The sequence below is a fragment of the Rhizobium sp. P2_G9 genome, assembly GCF_056403475.1.
On the sequence record NZ_JBFUFK010000005.1, the window covers coordinates 92,424 to 115,025 of the forward strand.

Here is a 22,602-nt window from a genome sequence, read left to right on the forward strand (position 1 = left end):
GCCATCAGGAGGACTCGCCATGCAGGTCATCGTCGCGAAACTCAAGGAAATCGCCCTCTCCACCCATGCTACCCAGATCCGCGAGGCCTTTGCCAGCGATCCCGGCCGTTTCGACAAATACCATACCCGGTTCGAAGACCTGCTGATGGATTATTCGAAGACCCCGATCAACGATCAGGTCCTCGCTCTGCTCGCCGAACTGGCCGATGCCGGCGGTGTGGCTGCGAAGCGCGAAGCGATGTTCAAGGGCGAGATCATCAACATCACCGAAAACCGCGCGGTGCTGCATACGGCATTGCGCAATCGTTCCAACACGCCTGTCATGGTCGACGGCAAGGACGTGATGCCCGAGGTCAACGACGTGCTGGAGGCAATGGGCGAATTCGCCGACGGCATCCGCTCCGGCAAGATCACGGGCGCGACCGGCAAGAAGATCACCGATATCGTCAATATCGGCATCGGCGGCTCCGATCTTGGTCCTGTCATGACGACGCTGGCGCTCGCTCCGTTCCATGACGGCCCGCGCGCGCATTATGTCTCCAATATCGACGGCGCCCATATCGCTGACACGATCAAGCTGCTCGATCCCGAGACGTCGCTGTTCATCGTCGCCTCCAAGACGTTCACGACGGTCGAGACGATCACCAATGCCAAGACGGCGCGCGCGTTTATCGTCAAGGCGCTTGGCGAAGACGCCGTGCAGCACCATTTCGCCGCCGTCTCGACGGCGCTCGATAAGGTTGCGGCCTTTGGTATCAATCCTTATCGCGTCTTCGGCTTCTGGGATTGGGTCGGCGGTCGCTATTCGATCTGGTCGGCCATCGGCCTGCCGCTGATGGTCGCCATCGGCCCGGAGAATTTCGGTAAATTCCTCGATGGCGCGCATGCGATGGACAAGCATTTCCGCACGGCTCCGGCAGACCAGAACCTGCCGATGCTGCTTGGCCTGATCGGCTACTATCAGCGCAACATTCTCGGCCTGACCTCGCGCGCCGTCATCCCCTATGACCAGCGGCTGAGCCGCTTCCCGGCCTATCTGCAACAGCTCGATATGGAATCGAACGGCAAGGGCGTGCAGATGGACGGCTCACCGGTCGATGGCTCGTCCGGCCCCGTCGTCTGGGGCGAGCCTGGCACCAACGGCCAGCATGCCTTCTTCCAACTGCTGCACCAGGGCACCGACCATATCCCGGTCGAGTTCATGATCGCCAAGCAGGGATTCGAGCCCGAACTGCGCTACCAGCACGAACTGCTGATGTCCAACTGCCTGGCGCAGTCGCAGGCGCTGCTCAAGGGCCGCTCGCTCACCGAGGCCAAGGCGCAGCTGATGGGCATGGGCTGGGATGAGAGGAAAGCGGACCATATTGCGCCCCACCGGGTGTTCACCGGCAATCGCCCGTCGATCACCTTCGTCTATGACAAGCTCACACCTTACGCACTCGGCAGGCTGATCGCGCTCTACGAACATCGGGTGTTCGTCGAAGGCGCGCTGTTCGGCATCAATTCCTTCGACCAGTGGGGCGTGGAACTCGGCAAGGAACTGGCGACGGGCCTGCTCCCGGTCGTGCAGGGCACGAAGGGAACCGAGGGGCTGGACAGCTCGACGGCGGGATTGGTGGCGGCACTGAAATAGCGCTGTCGCATGCAATTCGAGCCTGATACAAACTCAGTCAACGACGTTGGGTTTGTATCAGGACTGCCATGAACTGGGACGATGTCCGCATCTTTCTCGCGGTGGCCCGCACCGGCCAGATTCTCGCGGCATCGAAACGGCTCGGGGTTAACCACGCCACGCTTTCACGCCGGTTGACCGCCCTTGAAGAGGCACTCAAGACCCGGCTTTTCGTCCGCCGCACCAATGGCTGCGAACTCACGGCCGAAGGCGAGATTTTCCTGGCGTCTGCGGAGCGGATGGAAACCGAGATGTTGGCCGCGCAGGCCAATCTTGGCCGTACCGACACGGCTATCGCCGGCACGGTGCGGATCGGCGCGCCGGATGGTTTCGGCGTCTGTTTCCTGGCGCCGCGCATGGGACGGCTGATCGAGCGGCATCCGGAATTGAAGATCCAGCTCGTGCCGGTGCCGCGCGCCTTTTCGCTGTCGAGCCGCGAGGCGGATATCGCAATCACGCTCGAGCGGCCCGAACAGGGGCGCCTCATCTCATCAAAACTCACCGACTACACGCTCGGCCTCTACGCGTCGCGCGGCTATGCCAACCTCAACGGCATACCAGAGGACGCCGAGGGGCTGAAGGCGCATCGCCGCATCGGTTATGTCGAGGACCTGATCTTCTCACAATCGCTGAATTTCACCGGTGAGGTGATGCGCAACTGGAGTGCCGGTTTCGAGATCTCCTCGGCGATCGGACAGACCGAGGCTGTGCGCTCCGGCGCAGGCATCGGCATCCTGCACAATTACATCGCCCGGCAATATCCGGACCTCGTCCGGGTCATGCCGGAGACGGAAATCCGTCGTACCTATTGGACGATTTTCCACGAGAGCGCCCGCGATCTGGCACGCGTGCGCATCGTCGCCGATTTCCTGCATGAGGCGGTGCGGGAGGAGAAGGGCGAATTTATCTGAGCGCAGCATAATTTTAGGCCATTCATCGCGCGAAATTGCATTGGGAGATCCATTTGCAGAATTCATCTTCGGCATCCTCTTCGCCTTCACTCGTCTATCTGCCGAAATCGCTCGTAGCGGGAGAGAGGCCAGATAGTTTTGACATCGTCTACTCGGTCGCGGTGTTCACCAACGACTTGCTCTACAAAGGCTTTTTCCTGCCCAATGAGCTTCCGAAGAACGTGATGCAGCTCTATTATGTCGACTATTATTTCGGGCAAGTCATGAATGGCGGGCACTCGCAGTTCATCGAGAACACCATTGAGGATGATTTCGAAGCCGTCATCGCCTTTGCACTGCAGGGTTTCGCCGCAATGGGTGCCGATACGCTTGCCCGACCTCTTGGCGACATGGTCACGTGGTTAAGGGAAAGCGACTTTCTCGGACGGTTCACCGAGGGTTATGGTTTCGATGACGATGCCTGGGAATATCTCGAAAAGCTCGATGGCCGCTTAGGTGAAGCGCACGAGGAAATGCCGATCGAAGACCTGCAAGCCACATGGTTGCTGAGCTGGGAAAACTTACGGATCGTAGAGGATACGGAATTAGCGAGAATTCGCTCAGAGCTGCTGAAGTCGAATCCAATGTTGCTCCCGCGCAAGATCAAGGAGAGAGTGTCCCGGCTCTTGGCGAAATATAAGTGATCGCAGCCGACGAGACTGAGATGACGAGGGGGCGTGATCAAGCGTCACTTTTCAGCCAGCCTGGCCATCAGCATCGCAGCATGCAGCAAAGTGTCACGTTCGTGCGGTTCGAGATCCGCTATTGCCGTGCTAAGCCAGCGACTGCGTGTCTGGATATCGGTTGTCAAAACAGACAATCCTTGCGCCGTCAGCGCCACCAGCTTTTCCCGACGATCGGTCACGCCTGCGGTACGCTCGATCAAGCCATCCTCCTCAAGGCTGGCGAGCAAGCGGGTCAGTGATTGCGGCTGCAAATTCTCCTCATCCGCCAACCTCGCGGCGGGCATCGGTCCTTTGCGGCGGAGCGTACCGAGAATACCGAGCGCCGAAAGGCTCACCGATCCCGGAGGACGCTCCGCACGCATCCGCCGGTTCAGCGATAGCATTCCCCTGACGATCAGCGCCGCATCTTCTTTGTCCATGCAAATCCCTGCCTTGAAAAATTAATACGCATAGCGTATTAATTTGAAACGTATCACGGGAAGGATATAACATGTCGTCGTCCGCATGGCGTTCCCATTTTGCCCGATCGCTGGCTTGGTCGGTCGAAAAGAGGCCCGGCTGGGTCGAAATCGGCAGCTCTGCACTCGGCATCGCCGGACCCGCTGTCTTCGCGTCGACGACGGGCCACCTGCCCTCGGGATTTGCCGCCGGCCTCGGTGGTTTGATGATCGGCGGCATCGCCCAGGGCCTCAGCCGAGACGCGGAACTGACGACCTCTGCTATCAGCGCCGCACCAGCCATCGCGGCGACCGTGCTGGCTGCGCTGCTGGCCGGGCATGGCTGGCCCGCCGAAGGGCTGATGATTCTGCTGGCGGGTCTCGCGGCATTGTTCGGCGGCTACAGCCGCCCCGCTGCCGTCGCGGCCGCATACTTCGTTCCCTATCTGGTGCTGACCTTTTCGGCAGCGGAAAAGGTCTCGGACAAGGTTTTCTTTGTCCTGCTTGCCATCGGTGGCATGGGGCTGACGATCGCGATCGGCCTGCTGATCGCCTCTGTAAGGCGATCGATGGGATATCAACCGCCACCTTTTGACGAGCCGGCCGCCTCCACCGCGACAGCGGCGCAGAAATGGGCACGCTGGCGCCGCCTGCTGTGGCAGGTCGCCGGCTGGCAATATACGCTTCGGCTGGTGATTGGGCTGACGATCGCCACCGTCATCCGCTACGCCTGGCCGGGGCATCATTTCCTCTGGATCACGCTCGCCGTTGCCCTGCTGACCGAGCGGCAGATCGAAATCGTGCCGCTCAAGACGACGCAGCGCGTGGTGGGCACTGCGCTCGGCGTGGGGTTGAGCGGGCTTTTCCTGTTTCACTGGCCGCCGCAGGCGCTGCTGCTCAGCCTCTTCGTCATTCTAGCCGCCATCCGACCGCTGGCGCGGGCCGGCAATTATCTCATCTATTCCGTGGTCCAGACGATGATCATCGTTTTCATCCTCGATCACGGCCAGCCGCCGGAGACCGGTTTGCTGACCGATCGATTGATCGCCACGCTGATCGGCGCGGCACTGGTAATCGGCTGCAATTTTCTTTTCCGACGCCACGCCAATCCACAACAGCCGGCGAGCGCCAGTGTTCGGCGGGTCACGCAATCGGGATGAGACTGTCCTTTGGCGAGGCTGGACGGGCGCGGCATTTGGTGGCATTGCCTTCGCGCACTTTTCTTCATCACCTGAACGCTATTGCCACCGCTCGGAGCCTCCTATGACCGATATCCAGTCCATCCCCCTAACCCGCATAGACGGCACGCCCGCCCAGCTCGCCGATTACGACGGCAAGGTGCTGCTGATCGTCAACGTTGCCTCGAAATGCGGGCTGACGCCGCAATATGAGGGGCTGGAAGCACTCTATCGCGCCAAGAACGGCGAAGGCCTGGAAATCCTCGGCTTTCCGGCCAACAATTTCAAAGGCCAGGAGCCAGGCACCGAAGAAGAGATCGCCGCCTTCTGCTCGCTCACTTATGATGTGACTTTCCCGATGTTCTCTAAGGTCTCGGTCAAGGGCGGCGACCAGCATCCGCTCTACAAGGCGCTGACTGAGGCGCAGCCGGAGCCGGCCGGAGCCGGAGCCTTCCGCAAACGCATGGTCGATTCGGGGCTTGGGCCGGAAAAGCCTGAAGACGTGCTGTGGAATTTCGAGAAATTCCTCGTTTCGCGTGAAGGCCAGGTGATCGGCCGCTATTCGCCGAATATGCCGGTGACCGATCCGGTCATCGCTCAGGACATCGACAAGGCACTGGCCGACTGAAAGGTTTGAGCGCGCGTTTCCTTGATCAGCTCGATCAATGCGCGCAGGCCTGCCGGCACATGCCGGCGGCCGGGATAATAGAGGCAGAGGCCGGGGAATGGTGGCGTCCATTCCTCGAGCACGCGCACCAGCCTGCCATCGGCGATAGCACCGGCGATCTGCCATTCGTTCATGTAGCAGAGGCCGAGATCGGCCAGCACCGCCTCCAGCATCAGGTTCGGCTCATCAAGGGTGAGCACTCCGGAGACGTCGACGGTGAGGATTTCGCCGCGCCGTTCGAATTCCCATGACCAGATTGTACCATTGGGCATGCGCATGCGGATGCATTGATGATGTTGGAGATCGGCCGGCGTCACCGGGGGCGGATTGAGGGCGAAATAGCCGGGCGAACCAACCACGACCATGCACTGCTTATCGCCGAGCGGCACCGAGATCATGTCCTGCGGCAGATATTCTGCGAGCCTTATGCCGGCATCGAAGCCGCCTGCAACGATATCGATGAGCTTGTTGTCGGTGACGAGGTCGACCTTCATCTCCGGATAGCGGCGCAGATAGTCGAGGATGGTCGGCATGAACTGCCGTGCTGCGCCGACTGCCATGTTGAGCCGCAATGTGCCGACCGGCCGTTCGCGATGGACATTGATGTCCTCCACCGCCCTGCGGATATCGACAAGCGCCGGCGCGACACGGGTGACGAACTGTTCGCCGGCTTCGGTCAGCGACACACTGCGGGTCGTCCGGTTGAACAGCCGGATGCCGAGCCTTGCTTCGACGGCGGCGACGGCATGGCTGAGAGCCGAGGGCGACATGCCGAGTTCGGCGGCAGCGGCGCGAAAATTGCTGGTCTGGGCGAGCCGGACAATCATTTCATATTCGCTGACATTGTCGCGCATTGTTTCGATTCCTGCATCACCGCATACGTATTTATGCTGCTTATCGGATCAATACCAGCGCTCTATCTCCTGGGCATCGACATCACCACCAGGAGCAATACCCATGAGAAGCATCGACAAGATCTATATCGACGGGGAATTCGTCACGCCACATGGCGAGGGCCTGTTCGAGCTCTACAACCCGACGACAGCCAAGGTGATCGGCACGGTTCGGCTCGGTGATGTCGAGGATGCACGCCGGGCAATCGCGGCAGCCAGGCGGGCCTTCGCGGTGTCTTCGAAAACCACGGTGGCCGAACGGATCGACCTGTTGAAGCGATTGCATGCTGCCGTGTCGGCGCGGGAAAAGGACATTGCCGAAGCCATGCGCGAGGAATATGGCGCGCCCGACTATTTCCGCTCCTTCAGTGCACCTTACGCGGCTTCGGCCTTTGCCAACGCAGCACAGGTRCTCGAAGACTATCCGCTCACCCGCCGCGTCGGCCAGGCCGAAGTGGTGATGGAGCCGGTGGGCGTGGCGGCGCTGATCACGCCGTGGAATTCCAATGCCGGCTTCATCTGCTCGAAATTCGCCACCGCGCTCGCCGCAGGCTGCTCGGTCGTGGTCAAGCCCTCCGAAATGAGCGCCATCCAGACCCAGGTCGTGCTTGAGGCCATTCATGCCGCCGGCTTGCCGAAGGGCCTGTTCAATCTCGTCAACGGCCGCGGCGATGTGGTGGGCGACGAACTGACGCGCAGCCGCGATATCGCCAAAATCTCCTTCACCGGCTCAACCGTGGTCGGCAAGACGATCATGCGCAACGCGGCTGATACGTTGAAGCGGGTGACACTGGAACTCGGCGGCAAGTCGCCGACCGTGATCCTGCCCGACGCCGATCTCGAAAAGGCGATCCCGCTCGCGGTTCAGGCTGGTTTCAACAATTCGGGCCAGGCCTGCATTGCCGGTACGCGTATCCTGGTCCACGAGGGCAGGCTCGAAGAGTTCAATCATCTGGCCAAGGCTGCCGTCGAAGCCGTGAAGGTCGGCGACCCCAGCGATCCCGAAGTCAGGGTCGGGCCGATGGTCAGCCAGAAACAATGGGAGCGGGTGCAGCGCTATATCCGCATCGGCACCGAATGCGGCGCCACCCTGCTCGCCGGCGGAGAAGGCAAGCCGGAGGGATTGGATGGCTATTTCGTCAAACCGACGGTGTTCACCCATGTCACCAACGACATGGCGATCGCCCGCGAAGAGATCTTCGGACCGGTGCTGTCGATCATCAGCTATCGCGACGAGGCCGAGGCGATCGCCATCGCCAATGAGACCGACTATGGCCTGCAGGCCATGGTCATCGGCGCCGATCACCGGCATGCCGTCGAGGTCGCCTCGCAATTGCAGGCGGGCCGCGTGCAGATCAACGGCAGCTATCTGGAGCCGCAGGCACCGTTCGGTGGCTTCAAGCAGTCCGGCATCGGCCGTGAATTCGGCAGTTTCGGGCTGGAGGCCTATCTGGAGCCGAAGTCGTTGCTGGGGGCATTTGCGGTATAGGCAACTTTTACCAAGACGTCATGGTGTCCGACGGCGCGCTTGACCGCCGTTACAGAGCATGGGAGACGAAGCCAACAACTTGCAAAGGAGTCGCGCGATGGCCTGGTCTCCCACTCAATATGTCAAGTTCGAGGATCAGCGCACGCGCCCGGCGCGTGACCTGCTTGCACAGGTGCCGCTCGACGAGGTGACACGCGGCATCGACCTCGGCTGCGGGCCGGGCAATTCCACCGAACTTCTTATCGAGCGCTGGGGGGCGGCTGGCATTTCCGGCCTCGACAGCGACGACAACATGCTCGACGCAGCTCGCAAGCGCCTGCCCGGCACACACTTCGAGCAGGCCGATCTTGCGATCTGGCATCCCTCTGAGCCGCAGGACCTGCTGTTCGCCAACGCCGTCTTCCAATGGCTGCCTCATCATGTCGACATCTTCGACCGGCTGATGGACGCACTGGCGCCAGGCGGCGTGCTGGCGGTGCAAATGCCCGACAATCGCAACGAACCCAGCCACCTCCTGATGGAGGAAACCGCCCATGACGGACCGTGGAGTTCTGCTTTCGCCGCAAGCTCGGCCCGCCGCGCCGACATGCCCACGACATCAGATTATTACAGCCGGCTGATCGGAAAATCGGCCCGGCTCGACATCTGGCACACGATCTACAATCACCCGATGGACGGTGCTGCGGGGATTGTCGAATGGGTCAAGAGCACGGGTCTCATGCCCTATCTCGCCCGCGTCGCTCCGGAGCAACAAGGCGATTTCCTCACGGCTTATCAGGCGCGACTCGATAAGGCCTATCCCAAACTTGCCGATGGCAAGACGCTGTTCCGTTTCCCGCGACTGTTCATCATCGCGGTGAAACAGTAGGGTGGACTGAACGATATCGATCTTCAAAATGGAATAATGATGATCAAATACAAAACCTCGACCGGCCCTGTCTCCGTCAGCAATTGGGGCTATGAGTTGCAGGGGCTGAACGGCCGACCGCTCAACACGGGCGACCTAGCCTCCGCGACCTATGACCTCATGGTCATCGACGCCACCCATAACGGCAGCGACGCGACCCGCTTCACGTCCGACGAGCTTAGCCAGATCAAGGACGGGATGGGCGGACGCACGCTCGCTGCCTCCTATCTGTCGATCGGCGAAGCCGACGATTTTCGCGACTTCTGGGACAAGGACTGGACCACCAACGGCAAGGCAAGCGGCAAGCTGACCGACGACGCGCCGGACTTTCTCGGCCCGACCAATCCCGACTGGCCGGAATCGCGCAAGGTACGCTACTGGGAGTCCGACTGGCAGAACATCATCTACAACGACAAGGGCACGGGCGAGCTCGACGGCATCGTCAAGGCCGGTTTCGACGCCGCCTATCTCGACATTATCGACGCTTATTATTTCTGGGGCAGCGAAGTCTCAGCCAAGGATCAGGAGCCGGGTGATCCGAAGAATGACAAGCAGGCGGCCGAGCGCATGGTCGATTTCGTCGTCGACATGACGGCGCATGCACGCGAGACCAATCCGGATTTCTTCGTCATCCCGCAGAACGGCGAATGGATTCTCGAAGACCTCGGCAGTGACAAGGCACGCAAGGAAGCCTATCTGAACGCGATCGGCGGCATCGGCGTCGAAGATCTCTATTTCCGCGGCAACAAGGACGAAAACAATCGTTTGCACCCCGATAAGCAGACGATCAACATTCTCAAGCACGACTTCCTCGACAACGGCAAGCCGGTCTATGTCGTCGATTATCTCAACGATCCGAAGAAAGTGGCCGAGTTCGAGAAGCTGGCGCTCAAGGACGGCTTCATTCCCTATGCCGCGCCGAGCCGCGATCTCGACTCGCTTGGCAGCCCCTTCGACGGCAGCCCGACCTATATCCGGCCGACCCCCGGGAGTGACAAGCTGCACGGCTCGAACGTTGCCGACACGATCGCAGCACTTGCCGGGAATGACACGGTCAATGGCCGAGATGGCGACGACAAGCTCAATGGCGGCCTGGGCAATGACACGCTGACGGGCGGCAAGGGCAGCGACCAGTTCGTTTTCGACACGAAACTGGGCGCCGGCAATATCGATACGATCAAGGATTTTGTCGTGGGCGAGGACAAGATCGTGCTCGACCACGCCATTTTCACCACGCTCGCCAAAGGCAAACTCGCTGATGATGCGTTCGAGACGGGAAGTGCAGCCTCCGATACGCATGTCCACATCGTTTATGACGCAACGACGGGTGCGTTGTTCTACGACGAAGACGGCTCGGCCAGCGGCAAAGCTGTCCAGTTCGCAACCATCGCTGCCAATCTGAACGTGTCGGAGACGGACTTCCTGGTCATCTGAAGGTCCGGGCGGCAGTCCAGCTTCAGCGTTCCGGCATAGCGAGTGGATTGAGATCGACACGGTGGCGGAAGAGTTGCGCCTGCATCCGCCCGCTCATCGGCAGGAACAGGGGAAGAAGCCAGTCGCGGATGCGTCGCGACAGCCAGCTTTCGGCCTTCTTGGTCGAACCGCTGCGGCGCCCGAGCTTGATCGCCTGCGCTGTCCGGTCACGCCGCAGGCTTTCGAAGCGCTGGAAAGCGTGCGGTATTGGATCGTTTGCAAGACATTCCGACAGGACGATCGCATCCTCAAGCGCCATCGAGGCGCCTTGGCCGGAATGCGGCGCCACCGCGTGCGCAGCATCGCCGATCAACAACACATTGTCGCTCCACCAGCGAGGCAGTGCGGGCATGTCGTAGATCGGGTAGTTGCGATCGATGGCGGTCAGGTCCTTGACGATTTCCGGGATGTCGAGCGGGTCGCCCCGGTGCATCGCTGCGATCCTGGCGGCTTCCGCGCGGCTGTCCCAGTTGCTGCCGCCCCTGAGGTCGTCAGCCGCATAGGTATTGAACCAGAAAGTCGGCCCGCCCTCGTCCCGGATATAGCCGAAGAATGCCTGGCGACCGAAGACCATGTTCATCTGTCCATGCGTCGGCGCTATCGCCTCGCCGTCCACGACACCGCCTGTGCCGATCAGACCGGTATAGGCCGGCTCGGGAGCATCTGGAAATGCCATCCGCCGGACCGTCGAGCGCAGGCCGTCGCAAGCAATGATCGCATCGAAGGCCTGCTCTTCCTGGTCGATCTTGAGCGTGAAGCCGGCAGACGTCTTGCGTGTCAGAGCGATCCTGGATCCGAATCTGATCTCGACGCCAAGCCCAAGCGCTGCATCGAGCAGGACCTGGACGATTGCGCCGCGCCGGACGGTGACGGAAGAGGCACCGAAATCGCTTTGATTTCGGGAATAGTCGATGATGCCAAGTTGCTTGCCCGCTTCGTTGAACAGCGTCAGCCCGCTCATCGTCACGCCGACGTCGATGATGGCTTGATCGAGGCCCAGGGCTTTGAGCGCGTTCATGCCATTCGGCGCCAGGGTCAGAAACAGCCCGTCCATGCCGAGGCTCTCCCTCTCGCGCTGCTCCATGACGAGAGGGCGACAGCCTTTGCGGCTGAGCGCAACAGCCAGCGCAAGTCCTGCTATTCCCGCACCGACAATGGCTACCCGCCGATTCCGAAGCTCCATGCTTGCCATGATCAAATTTATCTCCATGATTGGGGACTCATAAAATTACTTAAAGTCATCTAACTATTAGATCATGGAATTAATATGTCAATGACGGATCGAAACCAGCTGATCGACGCCATCGGGCGCATGATCATGCGATGGCAGGACGCGACGCAGAAATTCGACGAAATGGTCGGGAAAATCTACGACCTGAACATTTCGGAGCGTCTCTGCCTGAGCTTTCTGTTTCACGGCCCCCAGACCGCCAGTCGTATCGCCCAGGAGATCAATCTGACGCCGCCGGCGGTCACCGCACTGATTGACAGGCTGGAGCGCCGCGGTTTCGTCCGCCGCCGGCGCGACGAAGGAGACAGGCGCAAGGTATTGATCGAAACCGCCGAGAAAACCGAGCAATTGACGGCCGAAGTCTACGGACCCGTCGCCGAAGCCGGCGCCTCGATGCTGGCCAGTTTCACCGAGACCGAGCTTCAGCTTTTGCAGCGCGTGCTGGCGCAGAGCATCGAGCTGCAACAAAAGTTCACCGAAGATTTGGCTCGCAAGCAAGACCAGACGTGACTATGAAACCATCGTCGGTTAGTGCCGCGGATCATCGTCTCCTTCGCAGCCGGGACGATGCGATCTACGGGCCAAACCCAGGATGCTCGATCGCAGCGATACAGCGCCGCGACAGCCAGTCGCGAAACAGGCCGACGACCGGTTTGCGGGCGCTCTGCTCCAGGACCGTCAGGCAATAGGGTTGGCTCAGTCGATGCGATATGTTCATCGCCACAGCCAGCCTGCCCTCGTCCAAAAGCGGTGCGACATAGATGCCCTGCCCCAGCGCAATGCCCAGACCATGCTCCGCCAGATCGAGTGCCGCGCGTGAGCTGTTGACCGTCAGGCCATGGCGTATGCGCGGATTGGGCGGCAGCCCCTGCACCTCGAACCAGGTCGACCACGAGGGATAGGCTGCGGCAACCGGCCCCCAGTCAGTGTGAATCAACGGCGCATCAAGCAAAGCGCAAGCACTCGCAAGCACTCGCAAGCGAACCGAGTTCGGCGAGCAGACGCCTGGAGCAGACCGGATAGACCGCATCCGTCGCAAGCTCCTGCGTAACGTGGCCTGGATAATGGAATCGGCCATAGGAAAGCCTGATATCTATCCTGTCGCGCTCGAAGGAGACGGGATCGTCCTCGCCTCGCATCGACACGTCGACGACGCCATGCGTCGCGGCAAAATCGGCAAACTGCGCCGGCAGCCATCCGGCAAGCATCGATGGCGGCACCGACACGGTCAGCGACGGGCGGGCGACGCCGCCGCGCAAGACGCTGGAGACACTGCGAATTTCTTCAAACGCTGCCGTCAGGCGTGGAAGCGCCTCTCGGCCGGCCTCCGTCAACGTGATGCGACGGTTCTGCCGATGAAACAGCTTGCGACCAAGCTGCTCCTCCAGCATACGCACCAACTGGCTGATGGCGGCTGGCGATACGCTCAATTCGAGAGCCGCCGTGGCGAAGCTGCCCGTTCGCGCAGCAGCATCGAATGCCTGAAGACCGCGTAGCGATGGCGTCATATCCATGGACAATAATCCGAAAGTTTTCCTTTCTCGCATATCAGAAAATCTCGCTATTAAAAAGTTTTGGTTTTGATTACCGTCGTCAATATCGGAAAACAATCGAGCGCATCATGGATCACCGCGACATCATCGCCTCACTTACCCCCGAACTGCGCCAACGGCTGACCGAAAAATCGGACTATGCCGGGTTGGCGCATCTTGCCGTTCATTGGGGACTGATCGTGCTGCTCGGTGTCCTGATCGCCGCGCACGTGCCCTTCTGGTGGGTGCTGATGCTGCCGCAGGGCGTGCTCATCGTTTTCCTGTTCACACTGCTGCACGAGGCAGTGCATCAGACGCCGTTCCGGACGCCTTGGATCAACGAGCTTGCTGCCTGGGTCTCAGGCTTCCTGCTGTTTCTGCCGCCCGCCTGGTTCCGTTATTTCCATTTTGCCCATCACCGTTACACGCAGGATCCCGACAACGATCCGGAACTGGCGTCGGCCAAGCCGGAGACGGTATGGCAATATGTCAAGCATGTCTCGGGTCTGCCGATCTGGTGGGGTGCTTTCTCCGGCCTGCTGCTCAACGCCCGCGACCGCAATCGGGCTACCTATATCCCGCCCAAGGGCTATCCCAAGGTGCGGGACGAGACGCGGGTGATAATCGCGCTCTATGCGGCTCTGCTGGTTCTGTCCGTCTGGTTTCACACCGCCGTGCTTGTCTGGGTGTGGCTGTTGCCGGCAGTGGTCGGCCAGCCTTTCCTTCGGCTTTATCTGCTCGCCGAGCATGGGCGCTGCCCCCTCGTTGCCAATATGCTGGAGAATACGCGCACGACCAAGACGACCTGGCTGGTGCGCAAGCTCGCCTGGAACATGCCCTATCACGCCGAGCATCATTCCTATCCGGGCGTGCCGTTCTATCGGCTGCCGGAGTTCCATGACGTGATCGAAGCGCATCTCAAGGAGATCGAGGACGGCTATATCAGGTTCAATGTGAAATATGTCGAAGGCTTGAAGAGCTGAAGCCGCGATCGACCGCGGCGTTTATCGTCCCAAGAACCCGCCGCGCCGTGCCTGATGCGGCACGCTCCAGCCGAAATAGACTTCGACTTCACGAATCCGGCCGTTGCGGATGGTCATCACCTCCGTGTTGCGGAAGCGCGTGCCGTTGATTTCCTCTGCCTCATAGGTGATGAAGACGCTATCGCCGTCGGCGGCAAGATGGACGAAATCGAAGCCGGAAATCCGTTCGCTCTGCGGCCAGCAACGGTCGAAATAGGTCTTGCGATCGATTCGGTTGTCGTAGGGGCTGGTGAAATGGAAATCCTCGTCCAGCAAGGATTCGATCGCCGCCCGGTCCTTGTCGATAAAGGCCTGGTAGCAGGCGCAGGCAAGCTGCACGTTTTCCTCGTTTGCCAAGGCATCCTCGACACGCTGCGTCTGTGCCGGTACGCGCGGCACGCGGTAGGCATCGGCGCGGTCCGGATAAGGCCGTCCCGAATGCACGTTTTCCCAGGCCAGATGCCTCGATTGCTCGTGGCCTCCGACAATGCGCATCACTTCACGAACGATTCTGCTGAACCAGCCCGACTGTTTCAAAACGACAATCCTCTCGTTTTCCTCAACGGAAAGGTAACGGTACAGTTCCGCGAATATTCGGCAAAACGATGTCGAAACTGAGTCAGTATACACTATTGCGGGATTGGCACCGTCGTTGCATGGTCAATCTTTGTCTGGTCTTGTGACATAGCGTCATTGGCCGGTTCTGTCACCGGTTGTGTCGTATCGCTTTCCGGCAACGGCACGGATGCCGCATTGTCGATAAAGGACGGGTTGGTTGCCGTTTTGGCACTGGCCTTCTGTGGCTGCCGCCAATCCTCGTCGTTCGACGCAGTGTGACGCACGACTTTCGGCCGGCGCACCACCGGTTCGGCGGTGACCACGGCCGGCGGCTGGTCGACATGGGCGGTGCCGGCGGCAAAGCGCAGCATGTCGATCGTCTGGCTGTTCATGTCCTTCAGCTTGAGCCCATCCATCAGCACGTGAATGCGATCGGCCGCGATGGCGGGGTGGCAGTAGCGCAGGCGAATCGTCGCGGCGAGATGGCGGCGGGTCAATTTGGCGAAGCCGGTCGAATCGGCAGGGGTCACCTGCTTGACATATTGCCAGGCATAGAGGCAGGCGCCCTGGCCGACCGCGGCGGTCGCATAGCCGTAGGTACCACTGGCATTGTCGGCAATGATCGGGCTGATCGTCATGGGGATGCCCGGCAGCGCCTGGCGCATGTCGTTCTTGATGCGCCACGCACTGGGCGGACGCAGGAAGGTGGCGTCTTCCGGCGCGCCGATGTCGATGGTCAGCACGTTCTCGCCGGACAGCGACGTCTGGTTGGCATAGACGATTTCCTGGTGCAGCGAATTGTTGGACACCGTCTGCCGCACCGACTGGATGGCGCCGGCAAAGCCCGGCAGATAGGCGGCGGCGAAATCCGCCGACACATCCGTCACCGAAGGCGCCACATCGGGCGACACTGCCTGGGTGGTCAGGTAGGGATCGGTCGTCGCAGCCGTGCAGGAGGCCAAAGCGAGGAGAAGGCTGAGGCTGCTCACGGTTTTCAACGCTCTGCTCCGCACAGGTTTTGTCCTATCATTCATTCGATCAATCCGGAACCGTTGGGGTCTGGCCGCTCGTCGCCGCAAGCCCGCGGCGCACGCCGGGATCGTCGGTATAGGCTGCCAGCCGTTCGAAGATCTGATGTGCCTCGTCGATATGGCCGAGATTGTAGTGTGACCAGGCGCGCAGCTGCGTCATGTCGGCAGGCTCCGGCATCAGCGCCAGACGAGCATTGAGCGCATTGAGCGTCTGCTGGTATTGCTTCTGGTCGAAAGCGGAACGCGCCTTCTGCCAGTAGATTTCCAGCTTGATCTCCTTGTCGCGCGCCGGCGTCAGCGGATAGAGCGCAACCACCGATTCCGCGTCGCCCGTCATCTTGGCGCGCAGCAATGTCAGTGCCAGGCCATAGGCGGCGTCGGCCCTGGTCTTGCCGCCGCCGGCAAGTGCCGCGGAGAAGGCGTTTTTGGCCTCGGTCGTGCGCTTCAGGCCGAGCAGGCACCAGCCCTTGGCCAGTGACGCGTCGGGCGAAAGCCGGCCGGAAAGTGCACCGATACAGGCGCCATCGCGCTTGGGGGACAGATAGCCGGAGGCGTTGCTGGATGGCACGGACGAGGATGATGAATCGTCATTCGCCGGGCGCTTGTGGCGCACGGGCTTGCGCACCGGCTGCTGATCGTCTCGGAGAAAATCAGGTTTTGCCGCAGTACTCTGCTGATCGACGGCGCCGACCTGCATCTTGTCGATCGGGTTGACCCGTGCCGCCGAGGGTTTCCTGCGGCCGCCCTTGCTGAGATGGATGTCGGCCCAGATCTCGGGATATTTCGCGCCATAGCTCTGATAGAGGGCGACAAGCGCGTCCCGATCGCCGAGCTGGCCTTCCGACAGTGCCAGACCCTTTAGGCTCGCCGCTTCCGGCTTCCAGTCGAAGGATTTGCTGAACCAGGCCCGCGCTGCCTCGTACTGGCCGGAATTATAGGCATACCAGGCGAGGATCTCGGCATGCGGGGCGCTCTTGGTCGACAGGATCGTGCCGGCATAGGCCTGGACTGCGTTGGCGTCGATCGTACCGGTATTGGGCTTGGCGAAGCGCTCGGCGAGCGCGTTCATCAGGAACACGGGATCGGCGGCCAGGGCACCATGATATTTCAGCGCCAGGTCATAGGCCTCGCCCTGGCGGTTCTGCTGTACCAGCGCCAGGTAAAGACCCTTGGCGTGATCGATATCCTGTTCTTTCTCCAAAGCACGGCGGAACCAGGCGCCTGCCTCAGCCGGCTGCTTGACCTTGAGATAGTACCAGCCGAGCAGCGAAAAATCCGAGACCGTTGCTTCCTTGCCGCCGGCCGCGGTGCGCAGCGCGTTGATGTCGTCGCCGGCCAAAGGCGCCGTGCGGCTGTCATCGGTGTTGAAGTCGGCCACTTCCTTACGGATCAGGTCGACGGAGACGTTGGAGAGCCCGGCCATGATTTCCGGATCGGCGGCGAACTGCGCCATGACCGCGCGGATATCGTCCGGCGCAAAATCACGCGTCGCCTTCTGGATCGTCGCGACGATCACCGACTTGGGCAGCGCATTGGCCTGATCGCGGAACAGGATGCCGCGATAGAAGCGGCCGAGCGCCTCCTTGTTGTTGGTCGCCGAATAGGCGTCGATCATATCCCAGAGGAGGTCGACTTCCTTCTCGGCTTCGGGATTGAGTGCGGCGCCGGCGGCGATCACCGAGGCCCAGTTCTTCGAATTGTGGAAGGAGGTGACCGCACTGCGCAATTTCTTGCGCGCGAATTTTGCGACAAAATCGTCCGTCGCCTGCCAATTGGGATCGGCGGCTTTGCGACGGGCGATTTCCTGCTCGACGCCGGCGACATCATTCTTGTTGTAGAGCGCCCAGAGCAGGTGCTCGTCTTCCCGCTCGACCTTCGGCTTGTAGAGGTCGGCGGGCATCTGGAAGTCGGGATATTTGACCTTCAGCCGCTCATATTCAGCCTTGACGCGCTGATCCTGCTTCTGTTGGGCGTAGTAATAGATCGCGGCAAGCTCGACCTTGTCCGGTCCCTTGACCGCCGTCGCCGCCGGCTTGGCTTTGTCGGTGGTTTCGACGATGACCCGGGCGGGCCGGATCAACGGTTCGGTCGCGTCCTTCTTGCCATCCAATGCCGGATCGGTTCGGGCCGGATCGGCCTGGCGGATGATCTGGGCGACCTGGTCGTGCTGGGTCAGCAGCATCACCGGATCTTCAGCATGCGCGGAAGCGCAAGTGAGGGCCAGCAGCGATGCGGCGATGGGAACGATCCGTCTCATGGCGCGGTCCTCACACCCTTGCGCTGCACGACCTTGCCCAGCCAGGCGGCAAAGAAGCCGACCAGCGCGATCACCAGCACGACATAAATCTGGAAATTGTCGGAGAGCCAGGCTGCGGCGATGCGGCGATAGTTGCCCAAGCTTTGCTCGGTCACTTCGACGAAGTGCTGCTTCTGCCCCGGCAGGTCGACCAGCGCCATCGAGCTCGCGTCGATGAAGGCAGTGCCGCCATCCAGCTGGCTCCACACCGCATTGTCGGTGAGCTGACGAATGCCCTTGGAGAGATCATCGCCGGAGCCGGCGCGGATTTCGGTGAGCAGACTGCCGTCGTCGCGCTCGGACTGGCGGATCATCAGCAGCGCGTTGGCCTGGGAGGTCTGCTCCGGCCGGCTATCGTCATATTGCAGCCAGCTGCGGAACTGCGCGGATGCCGATGCAACGATCGACTTGAGCTGCGCCGTCCATGAGCGCTGCACGTCACTATGGGCATTGGCGTTCTCGAAGGCCTGGATCAGGTCGTTGCTGCCGTCGTCGCGATGCGGGTCGACTGCAATGGCTGCCGTCCTGCCCATGTCCGCGGTCATCAGCGCGGCGGCATCGCTATCGACGGGGAATGCGCTCGCCGCCAATCTGTTGGTCTTGCGGGAATAGTCCTGCGCTTCGGTCGGATTGGACGAAATCACCAGGGCGTCGCCTTCGGTCATAACGCCGGTGGTGTCGGGGCGGAAATTGCCGTTCACCGGCGCTCCCGAGGCCATTGCCAGCTTGGCGAGCACCGTCATGGCCGCACTTGCCGAATGGCTATCGGCGCCACGCAGATAGATATTGAACGGCTTGCCGGCCCCGTAAGGATAGGCATTGCCGGACAGTGCGGCGAGATCCGGCAGGCGCGTGACGCGGGCGAGCGGCGGCACCGAGAATGTCGTGGTGTCGAGCAGGACGTAACGCGCTTTGGCATCGTCGCGGCCGGTCGGCGAACAAGCCTTGTCGGCGGCATCTGGCACTTCGGCGAGCATCTCGATCTTGTTGACGCCGGGCCGGAAGGCGCGGAGCGGCAGTTCGATCAGCTTGCCGTTGAAGCTCTGACCGTCCGTGTTCCTGAAAGGGAAGGAATTGACGATCTTGTCGTTCACCCGCACCAGCATCTGCGAGCTCTGATTGAGACCCGGTGCGGTGGCGGCATCCAGCTTCAGATTGAACGTTCCATATTCGGCGGCATAAAAGTCCGCCGGCATGACGATATTAAAATGCGTCCGCAACAGCCGTCCGGCAAAACTGATCGAACGGACGCCCGCATCGCGCAGGCTGAAATCCTGGCCCGCCGCCACCTTGATGGTACCGGCACGCTGTTCCTCGCGCCCGGCCTTCAGGCCTGGGGCCATCGGGCCACGCACGGTACTGAGCAAAAGCTGCCGCAATTGCTCGACGTCGGCGGCGCGGAAAATGACAGCGGCGCGTTGCGGATCGGCGGATGGCTTGACGGTCACGCCATAGGGCGCATCGGCATAGGCCTTTTGACCACCGGCATTGGCCGGATCGACGCCGTACACGCCGGCATAAAGATCGATGCCAGGCCCCTCGCCCGGCTGGTCGGCCACCGTGATGCGGATGTCATCGCGACCGAGATAAAGCGACAGCGCCTGGACGATGCCGGAGGCGGCATTGAGCATATCGGCATCGGCATGTGCCGGCAGCACCAGCCTGAGCTCCGTGGCGCCGTCATCCATCCGGYCGATGGAATTGAGGTCATCGAAAGCGGCGAAGGACTGCACGGCCGACGGCGCCTGGAAGCCGGACATTGCCGGATTCAACTTCGTCCACAGTTCATAGGTGGCGTCCAGCGAGCAATCGACGCGGTGATGCTGGGCGACGGAGATGCGCACCCGATTGGTGCCTTCGCGCAAAAGCTTGGTGGAGACCGGCACCGCCTGTTTGATGAAGTCGAACGGCGAGACGATCGGAAAATCGCCGGCCGGCTTGCCGTTGACCTCGACGCTCATCACCCCATTGTCCGGCAATACGGAGACCGCGTTCTGATAAGCGAGCACCAGCTTGCCGCCGCGGCCGGCCTGCGTCGCATCGAGCCGGAAGGTGAATTCCTGGGCGTCGCTTTCGCCGCTCAAGGTGAAGCTGGACGTCGGCTCTGCAAACGGAATCAACCTGTCATGGCTGGAGGCCGGTGTTTTTAAGTCGGCCGGCTGCATGGACGGAACCGGATCGGTGATCGTGGCCGTCGCCTTGGCACCATCGTCGCTCGGCACGAGCAGACTTTCGGCCATGGCAGCGGGCGTAACGAGAAAGGAGGCGGCGAGCAGCAGGCCGCGGAGAGAGGATTTAGACATGGCCGGCACCTCCGGTCAGCATGGCAGGCAGGTCGGGATTGACGCCCGGAATGGTCGCGCCATTGGCCTTGACCTGGATCGGCGCATCCGGCTCGGAGGCAAATTCCTCCTCGCGGATCCAGCCGAGCGCATAGGTGAGCGCGCGGAAAGTCTCCGTAAACGTCCAGAGGGCAAATCGCAGCGTGCCGGCGAAATAACCGAGCCGTACCTGGCGGCGGTTGAGGCGATCCTGCAGCACGGCCTGATCCGAATACATAAGATCGGCGATGACGGCGAAGGTCGACGGCGTGCGTTCGCGATAGGCGAAGCCGAAAGCGGCACTCGATGCCGTGCGGCGGACGCCGCGCAGCACCATGTCGGCCTGCAGGATATTGCCGCCGCGGCGCAACTCCAGCGTGGCGTTGAGCGGTTGGCCGGCCGTGGCCTCCGGTTCGCCATCAAGGAACTCGATCGACACGCCACCACTCGACGCATCCTGGACGATGACCGAATGCAGCTTGCCCTCGATGCGCATCAGTCCGTTGCGCTTGATCGGCAGGCGCTGGTTGCGGCGCAGTTCGCGGCGTTCGGCAAGCACGCCGAGCGCGGCGCCGGCAAGCGCCAGATTGATCAGGTTCCAGCTGGCGACGATCAGCAGCAGTTCGCCGGAGAGCGGCTCGGTGAAGTAGCGCCAGACGGAATAGACGGCAGCGACGAGCAGGATGAAGAAGATGGCGAAATAGGGCTTGGCGATCGGGCTCATGCCCGACTTGTCGAGCGTCTGGCCCTTGGCGGTGACATTGAAGGTCGGCTTGCGCGGATTGCGCACCACCGAGATGATCGAGCCGAATAGCATCACCGACTGCACATATTCATAGAGCTCGGAGACCCAGGGCCAGCGCACCTTGCCATAAAGGTAGTTCTGCATGGCGAAGGAGGCGACGAGATAGGTCACCGCATAGGAAGCGAACTCAATGATGTTGGAGCGGAACACTTCCAGCGAAAAGAAGATGTAGAGCAGCGGCGAAAACATGAAGGCCAGCCGCGACAGCGGAAACAGCCAGAAGAGGTTGATGCCGGCGTAGCAGATGCGCTGCGGCAGCGTCAGACCCTTGGCCAGGAACGGCCGATTGAGGATCAGGATCTGCAGCATGCCCTGGCACCAGCGGGCGCGCTGGCCGATGAAGGAGACGAAGGTTTCCGGCTGCAGGCCGGCAATCAGCGGCTTGTCGACATAGATCGAATGCCAGCCCTGGCTATGCAGCGCCAGCGCCGTTTCGCAGTCCTCGGTGATCGACTGGCCGGAAAAACCGTTCGTCGTCTCCAGCGCCTTGCGCGACAGCACCGCGGCCGAGCCGCAGAAGAAGGAGGCATTCCACTTGTCCAGGCCGCGCTGCATGATCGAATAGAACATTTCGTTCTCGGACGGCATGCGTGCGAATGTCTGGAGGTTCTTTTCCAGGGGATCGGGATTGAGGAAGTAGTGCGGCGTCTGGACCAGGAAAAGCTTCTTGTGTTCCTTGAAGAAGCCGACGGTCTCGCGCAGGAAGTCGCGCACCGGCGCATGGTCGGCGTCGAACACCACGACGAGTTCGCCGGAGGAAATCTTCAGGCCTTCGTTGAGGTTGCCGGCCTTGGCATGACTGTTTTCCCTGCGGGCGTGGTAGATCACATCCATGCTCTCGCAAAGTGCTTTCAACTGCTCATGGCGGCGGATGGCGGCCATGGCGATGCGCGGGTCGCGGTGATTGCGCTTGGCGTCCGTGCCGCCGTCGTCGAGCAGGAAGACATGCAGCTTGCTCTTCGGGTAGACCATGGCCTTGGCGGCGGCGAGCGTGGTGGCCAGCAGTTCAGGGTCTTCGTTATAGCTCGGAATGAAAACGTCGACGGTCGGCAGTTCGTCGATCGGTGGGAATGGCGGCGTCGAGCGCTTCAGCGGATCGGCGAGCATGAACAGCGACACGGCAAGCATCGCCAGGCAGTACATTTCGGCGAGGTAGAGGATGAAGCCCGGGATGAAGTTCCACGGCTCGTAGATGCTCGGCAGCGTGTCGGCGGTGCGCCAATAGGCATAGCGAAGGGCGAGGATACCGACGAAGAAATAGGTCATCATCCGGAAAACCTTGTTTTCCGGACGGCTCATGGTGATGAACATGAAGCCCAGCACGCCGAAGCTCAGCACGAGCTGCGCCTGCAGGCTGATCGGCAGCAAGATCAGCGCCAAACCGGCCAGACCCATCAGCAGCGCCAGGACTGAAGTCAGAAATCGCACCATGTACACCCCGTTGGCTCCGCCGT

At 61.3% G+C, this 22,602-nt stretch carries 20 protein-coding genes; 10 read left to right on the top strand and 10 right to left on the bottom strand.

What is annotated here, in order from left to right; translation table 11 throughout:
- Nucleotides 1-19: 19 nt before the first annotated feature.
- The 3 genes from pgi to AC1DYF_RS05945 all read left to right on the top strand — a co-directional run bounded on the left by pgi (nucleotide 20) and on the right by AC1DYF_RS05945 (nucleotide 3,266).
- A complete protein-coding gene (gene pgi / locus AC1DYF_RS05935) occupies nucleotides 20-1,633 on the top strand; it encodes a glucose-6-phosphate isomerase (RefSeq protein ID WP_477875764.1) in 1,614 nt (537 codons plus the stop codon).
- A 68-nt stretch (nucleotides 1,634-1,701) separates the two neighbouring features.
- Nucleotides 1,702-2,583 carry a LysR family transcriptional regulator gene (locus AC1DYF_RS05940; protein ID WP_477875765.1) on the top strand — a complete coding sequence of 294 codons (882 nt, stop codon included), beginning with the start codon at nucleotides 1,702-1,704 and terminating at the stop codon, nucleotides 2,581-2,583.
- 35 nt (nucleotides 2,584-2,618) lie between these two features.
- The gene (locus AC1DYF_RS05945) at nucleotides 2,619-3,266 is read left to right on the top strand and encodes a DMP19 family protein (protein WP_477875766.1); all 648 of its coding nucleotides are present in this window, start codon (nucleotides 2,619-2,621) and stop codon (nucleotides 3,264-3,266) included.
- 44 nt (nucleotides 3,267-3,310) lie between these two features.
- Here the strand turns inward: AC1DYF_RS05945 and AC1DYF_RS05950 are convergent, their stop codons facing one another.
- Entirely contained in the window at nucleotides 3,311-3,727 is a 417-nt protein-coding gene (locus AC1DYF_RS05950; protein ID WP_477875767.1) for a MarR family winged helix-turn-helix transcriptional regulator, read from the bottom strand.
- Between the two features lie 71 nt (nucleotides 3,728-3,798).
- On the opposite strand from AC1DYF_RS05950, the gene AC1DYF_RS05955 reads away from it, so the two are divergent.
- Nucleotides 3,799-4,905: an FUSC family protein gene (locus tag AC1DYF_RS05955; protein ID WP_477875768.1), complete on the top strand. Its 1,107-nt coding sequence runs from the start codon at nucleotides 3,799-3,801 to the stop codon at nucleotides 4,903-4,905.
- Between the two features lie 103 nt (nucleotides 4,906-5,008).
- Nucleotides 5,009-5,551 carry a glutathione peroxidase gene (locus tag AC1DYF_RS05960; protein WP_477875769.1) on the top strand — a complete coding sequence of 181 codons (543 nt, stop codon included), beginning with the start codon at nucleotides 5,009-5,011 and terminating at the stop codon, nucleotides 5,549-5,551.
- Here the strand turns inward: AC1DYF_RS05960 and AC1DYF_RS05965 are convergent.
- Nucleotides 5,521-6,444, bottom strand: a complete 924-nt coding sequence (locus tag AC1DYF_RS05965; protein ID WP_477875770.1) for a LysR family transcriptional regulator — start codon at nucleotides 6,442-6,444, stop codon at nucleotides 5,521-5,523. The genes AC1DYF_RS05960 and AC1DYF_RS05965 overlap by 31 nt on opposite strands.
- A gap of 103 nt (nucleotides 6,445-6,547) precedes the next feature.
- Here AC1DYF_RS05965 and AC1DYF_RS05970 point away from each other — a divergent pair, with 103 nt between their 5' ends.
- The 3 genes from AC1DYF_RS05970 to AC1DYF_RS05980 all read left to right on the top strand — a co-directional run bounded on the left by AC1DYF_RS05970 (nucleotide 6,548) and on the right by AC1DYF_RS05980 (nucleotide 10,313).
- Entirely contained in the window at nucleotides 6,548-7,972 is a 1,425-nt protein-coding gene (locus tag AC1DYF_RS05970; protein ID WP_477875771.1) for an aldehyde dehydrogenase family protein, read from the top strand.
- A 97-nt stretch (nucleotides 7,973-8,069) separates the two neighbouring features.
- Nucleotides 8,070-8,840: a trans-aconitate 2-methyltransferase gene (gene tam / locus AC1DYF_RS05975; protein ID WP_477875772.1), complete on the top strand. Its 771-nt coding sequence runs from the start codon at nucleotides 8,070-8,072 to the stop codon at nucleotides 8,838-8,840.
- A 39-nt stretch (nucleotides 8,841-8,879) separates the two neighbouring features.
- Nucleotides 8,880-10,313 carry an MJ1477/TM1410 family putative glycoside hydrolase gene (locus AC1DYF_RS05980; protein ID WP_477875773.1) on the top strand — a complete coding sequence of 478 codons (1,434 nt, stop codon included), beginning with the start codon at nucleotides 8,880-8,882 and terminating at the stop codon, nucleotides 10,311-10,313.
- Between the two features lie 22 nt (nucleotides 10,314-10,335).
- On the opposite strand, the gene AC1DYF_RS05985 is transcribed toward AC1DYF_RS05980, so the two are convergent.
- Nucleotides 10,336-11,544 (bottom strand): FAD-dependent oxidoreductase, encoded by a 1,209-nt coding sequence (locus AC1DYF_RS05985; protein WP_477875774.1) that lies wholly within the window; start codon nucleotides 11,542-11,544, stop codon nucleotides 10,336-10,338.
- Between the two features lie 81 nt (nucleotides 11,545-11,625).
- Here AC1DYF_RS05985 and AC1DYF_RS05990 point away from each other — a divergent pair, with 81 nt between their 5' ends.
- Nucleotides 11,626-12,093: a MarR family winged helix-turn-helix transcriptional regulator gene (locus AC1DYF_RS05990; protein WP_477875775.1), complete on the top strand. Its 468-nt coding sequence runs from the start codon at nucleotides 11,626-11,628 to the stop codon at nucleotides 12,091-12,093.
- A gap of 64 nt (nucleotides 12,094-12,157) precedes the next feature.
- Here AC1DYF_RS05990 and AC1DYF_RS05995 read toward each other — a convergent pair whose 3' ends face one another.
- Together AC1DYF_RS05995 and AC1DYF_RS06000 are read right to left on the bottom strand one after the other, a co-directional pair.
- Nucleotides 12,158-12,520, bottom strand: coding sequence for a LysR substrate-binding domain-containing protein (locus AC1DYF_RS05995; RefSeq protein WP_477875776.1), 363 nt, complete (start codon nucleotides 12,518-12,520; stop codon nucleotides 12,158-12,160).
- A gap of 7 nt (nucleotides 12,521-12,527) precedes the next feature.
- Nucleotides 12,528-13,097 carry a LysR family transcriptional regulator gene (locus AC1DYF_RS06000; RefSeq protein WP_477875777.1) on the bottom strand — a complete coding sequence of 190 codons (570 nt, stop codon included), beginning with the start codon at nucleotides 13,095-13,097 and terminating at the stop codon, nucleotides 12,528-12,530.
- Nucleotides 13,098-13,204: 107 nt separating this feature from the next.
- On the opposite strand from AC1DYF_RS06000, the gene AC1DYF_RS06005 reads away from it, so the two are divergent.
- On the top strand, nucleotides 13,205-14,098 hold the full coding sequence (locus tag AC1DYF_RS06005) for a fatty acid desaturase family protein (RefSeq protein WP_477875778.1): 894 nt from the start codon (nucleotides 13,205-13,207) through the stop codon (nucleotides 14,096-14,098).
- 21 nt (nucleotides 14,099-14,119) lie between these two features.
- On the opposite strand, the gene AC1DYF_RS06010 is transcribed toward AC1DYF_RS06005, so the two are convergent.
- From AC1DYF_RS06010 to bcsA, 5 genes are all read right to left on the bottom strand, one after another.
- Nucleotides 14,120-14,632, bottom strand: a complete 513-nt coding sequence (locus AC1DYF_RS06010; RefSeq protein WP_477875779.1) for a nuclear transport factor 2 family protein — start codon at nucleotides 14,630-14,632, stop codon at nucleotides 14,120-14,122.
- 134 nt (nucleotides 14,633-14,766) lie between these two features.
- A complete protein-coding gene (bcsN, locus tag AC1DYF_RS06015) occupies nucleotides 14,767-15,684 on the bottom strand; it encodes a cellulose biosynthesis protein BcsN (RefSeq protein ID WP_477875882.1) in 918 nt (305 codons plus the stop codon).
- A 49-nt stretch (nucleotides 15,685-15,733) separates the two neighbouring features.
- Nucleotides 15,734-17,983 carry a tetratricopeptide repeat protein gene (locus AC1DYF_RS06020; RefSeq protein ID WP_477875780.1) on the bottom strand — a complete coding sequence of 750 codons (2,250 nt, stop codon included), beginning with the start codon at nucleotides 17,981-17,983 and terminating at the stop codon, nucleotides 15,734-15,736.
- Complete coding sequence (locus AC1DYF_RS06025; protein WP_477875781.1) at nucleotides 17,980-20,325, bottom strand: cellulose biosynthesis cyclic di-GMP-binding regulatory protein BcsB; 2,346 nt, start codon at nucleotides 20,323-20,325, stop codon at nucleotides 17,980-17,982. The genes AC1DYF_RS06020 and AC1DYF_RS06025 overlap by 4 nt, the downstream gene beginning before the upstream one ends.
- On the bottom strand, nucleotides 20,318-22,579 hold the full coding sequence (bcsA, locus tag AC1DYF_RS06030; RefSeq protein ID WP_477875782.1) for a UDP-forming cellulose synthase catalytic subunit: 2,262 nt from the start codon (nucleotides 22,577-22,579) through the stop codon (nucleotides 20,318-20,320). The genes AC1DYF_RS06025 and bcsA overlap by 8 nt, the downstream gene beginning before the upstream one ends.
- Between the last annotated feature and the right edge of the window lie 23 nt (nucleotides 22,580-22,602).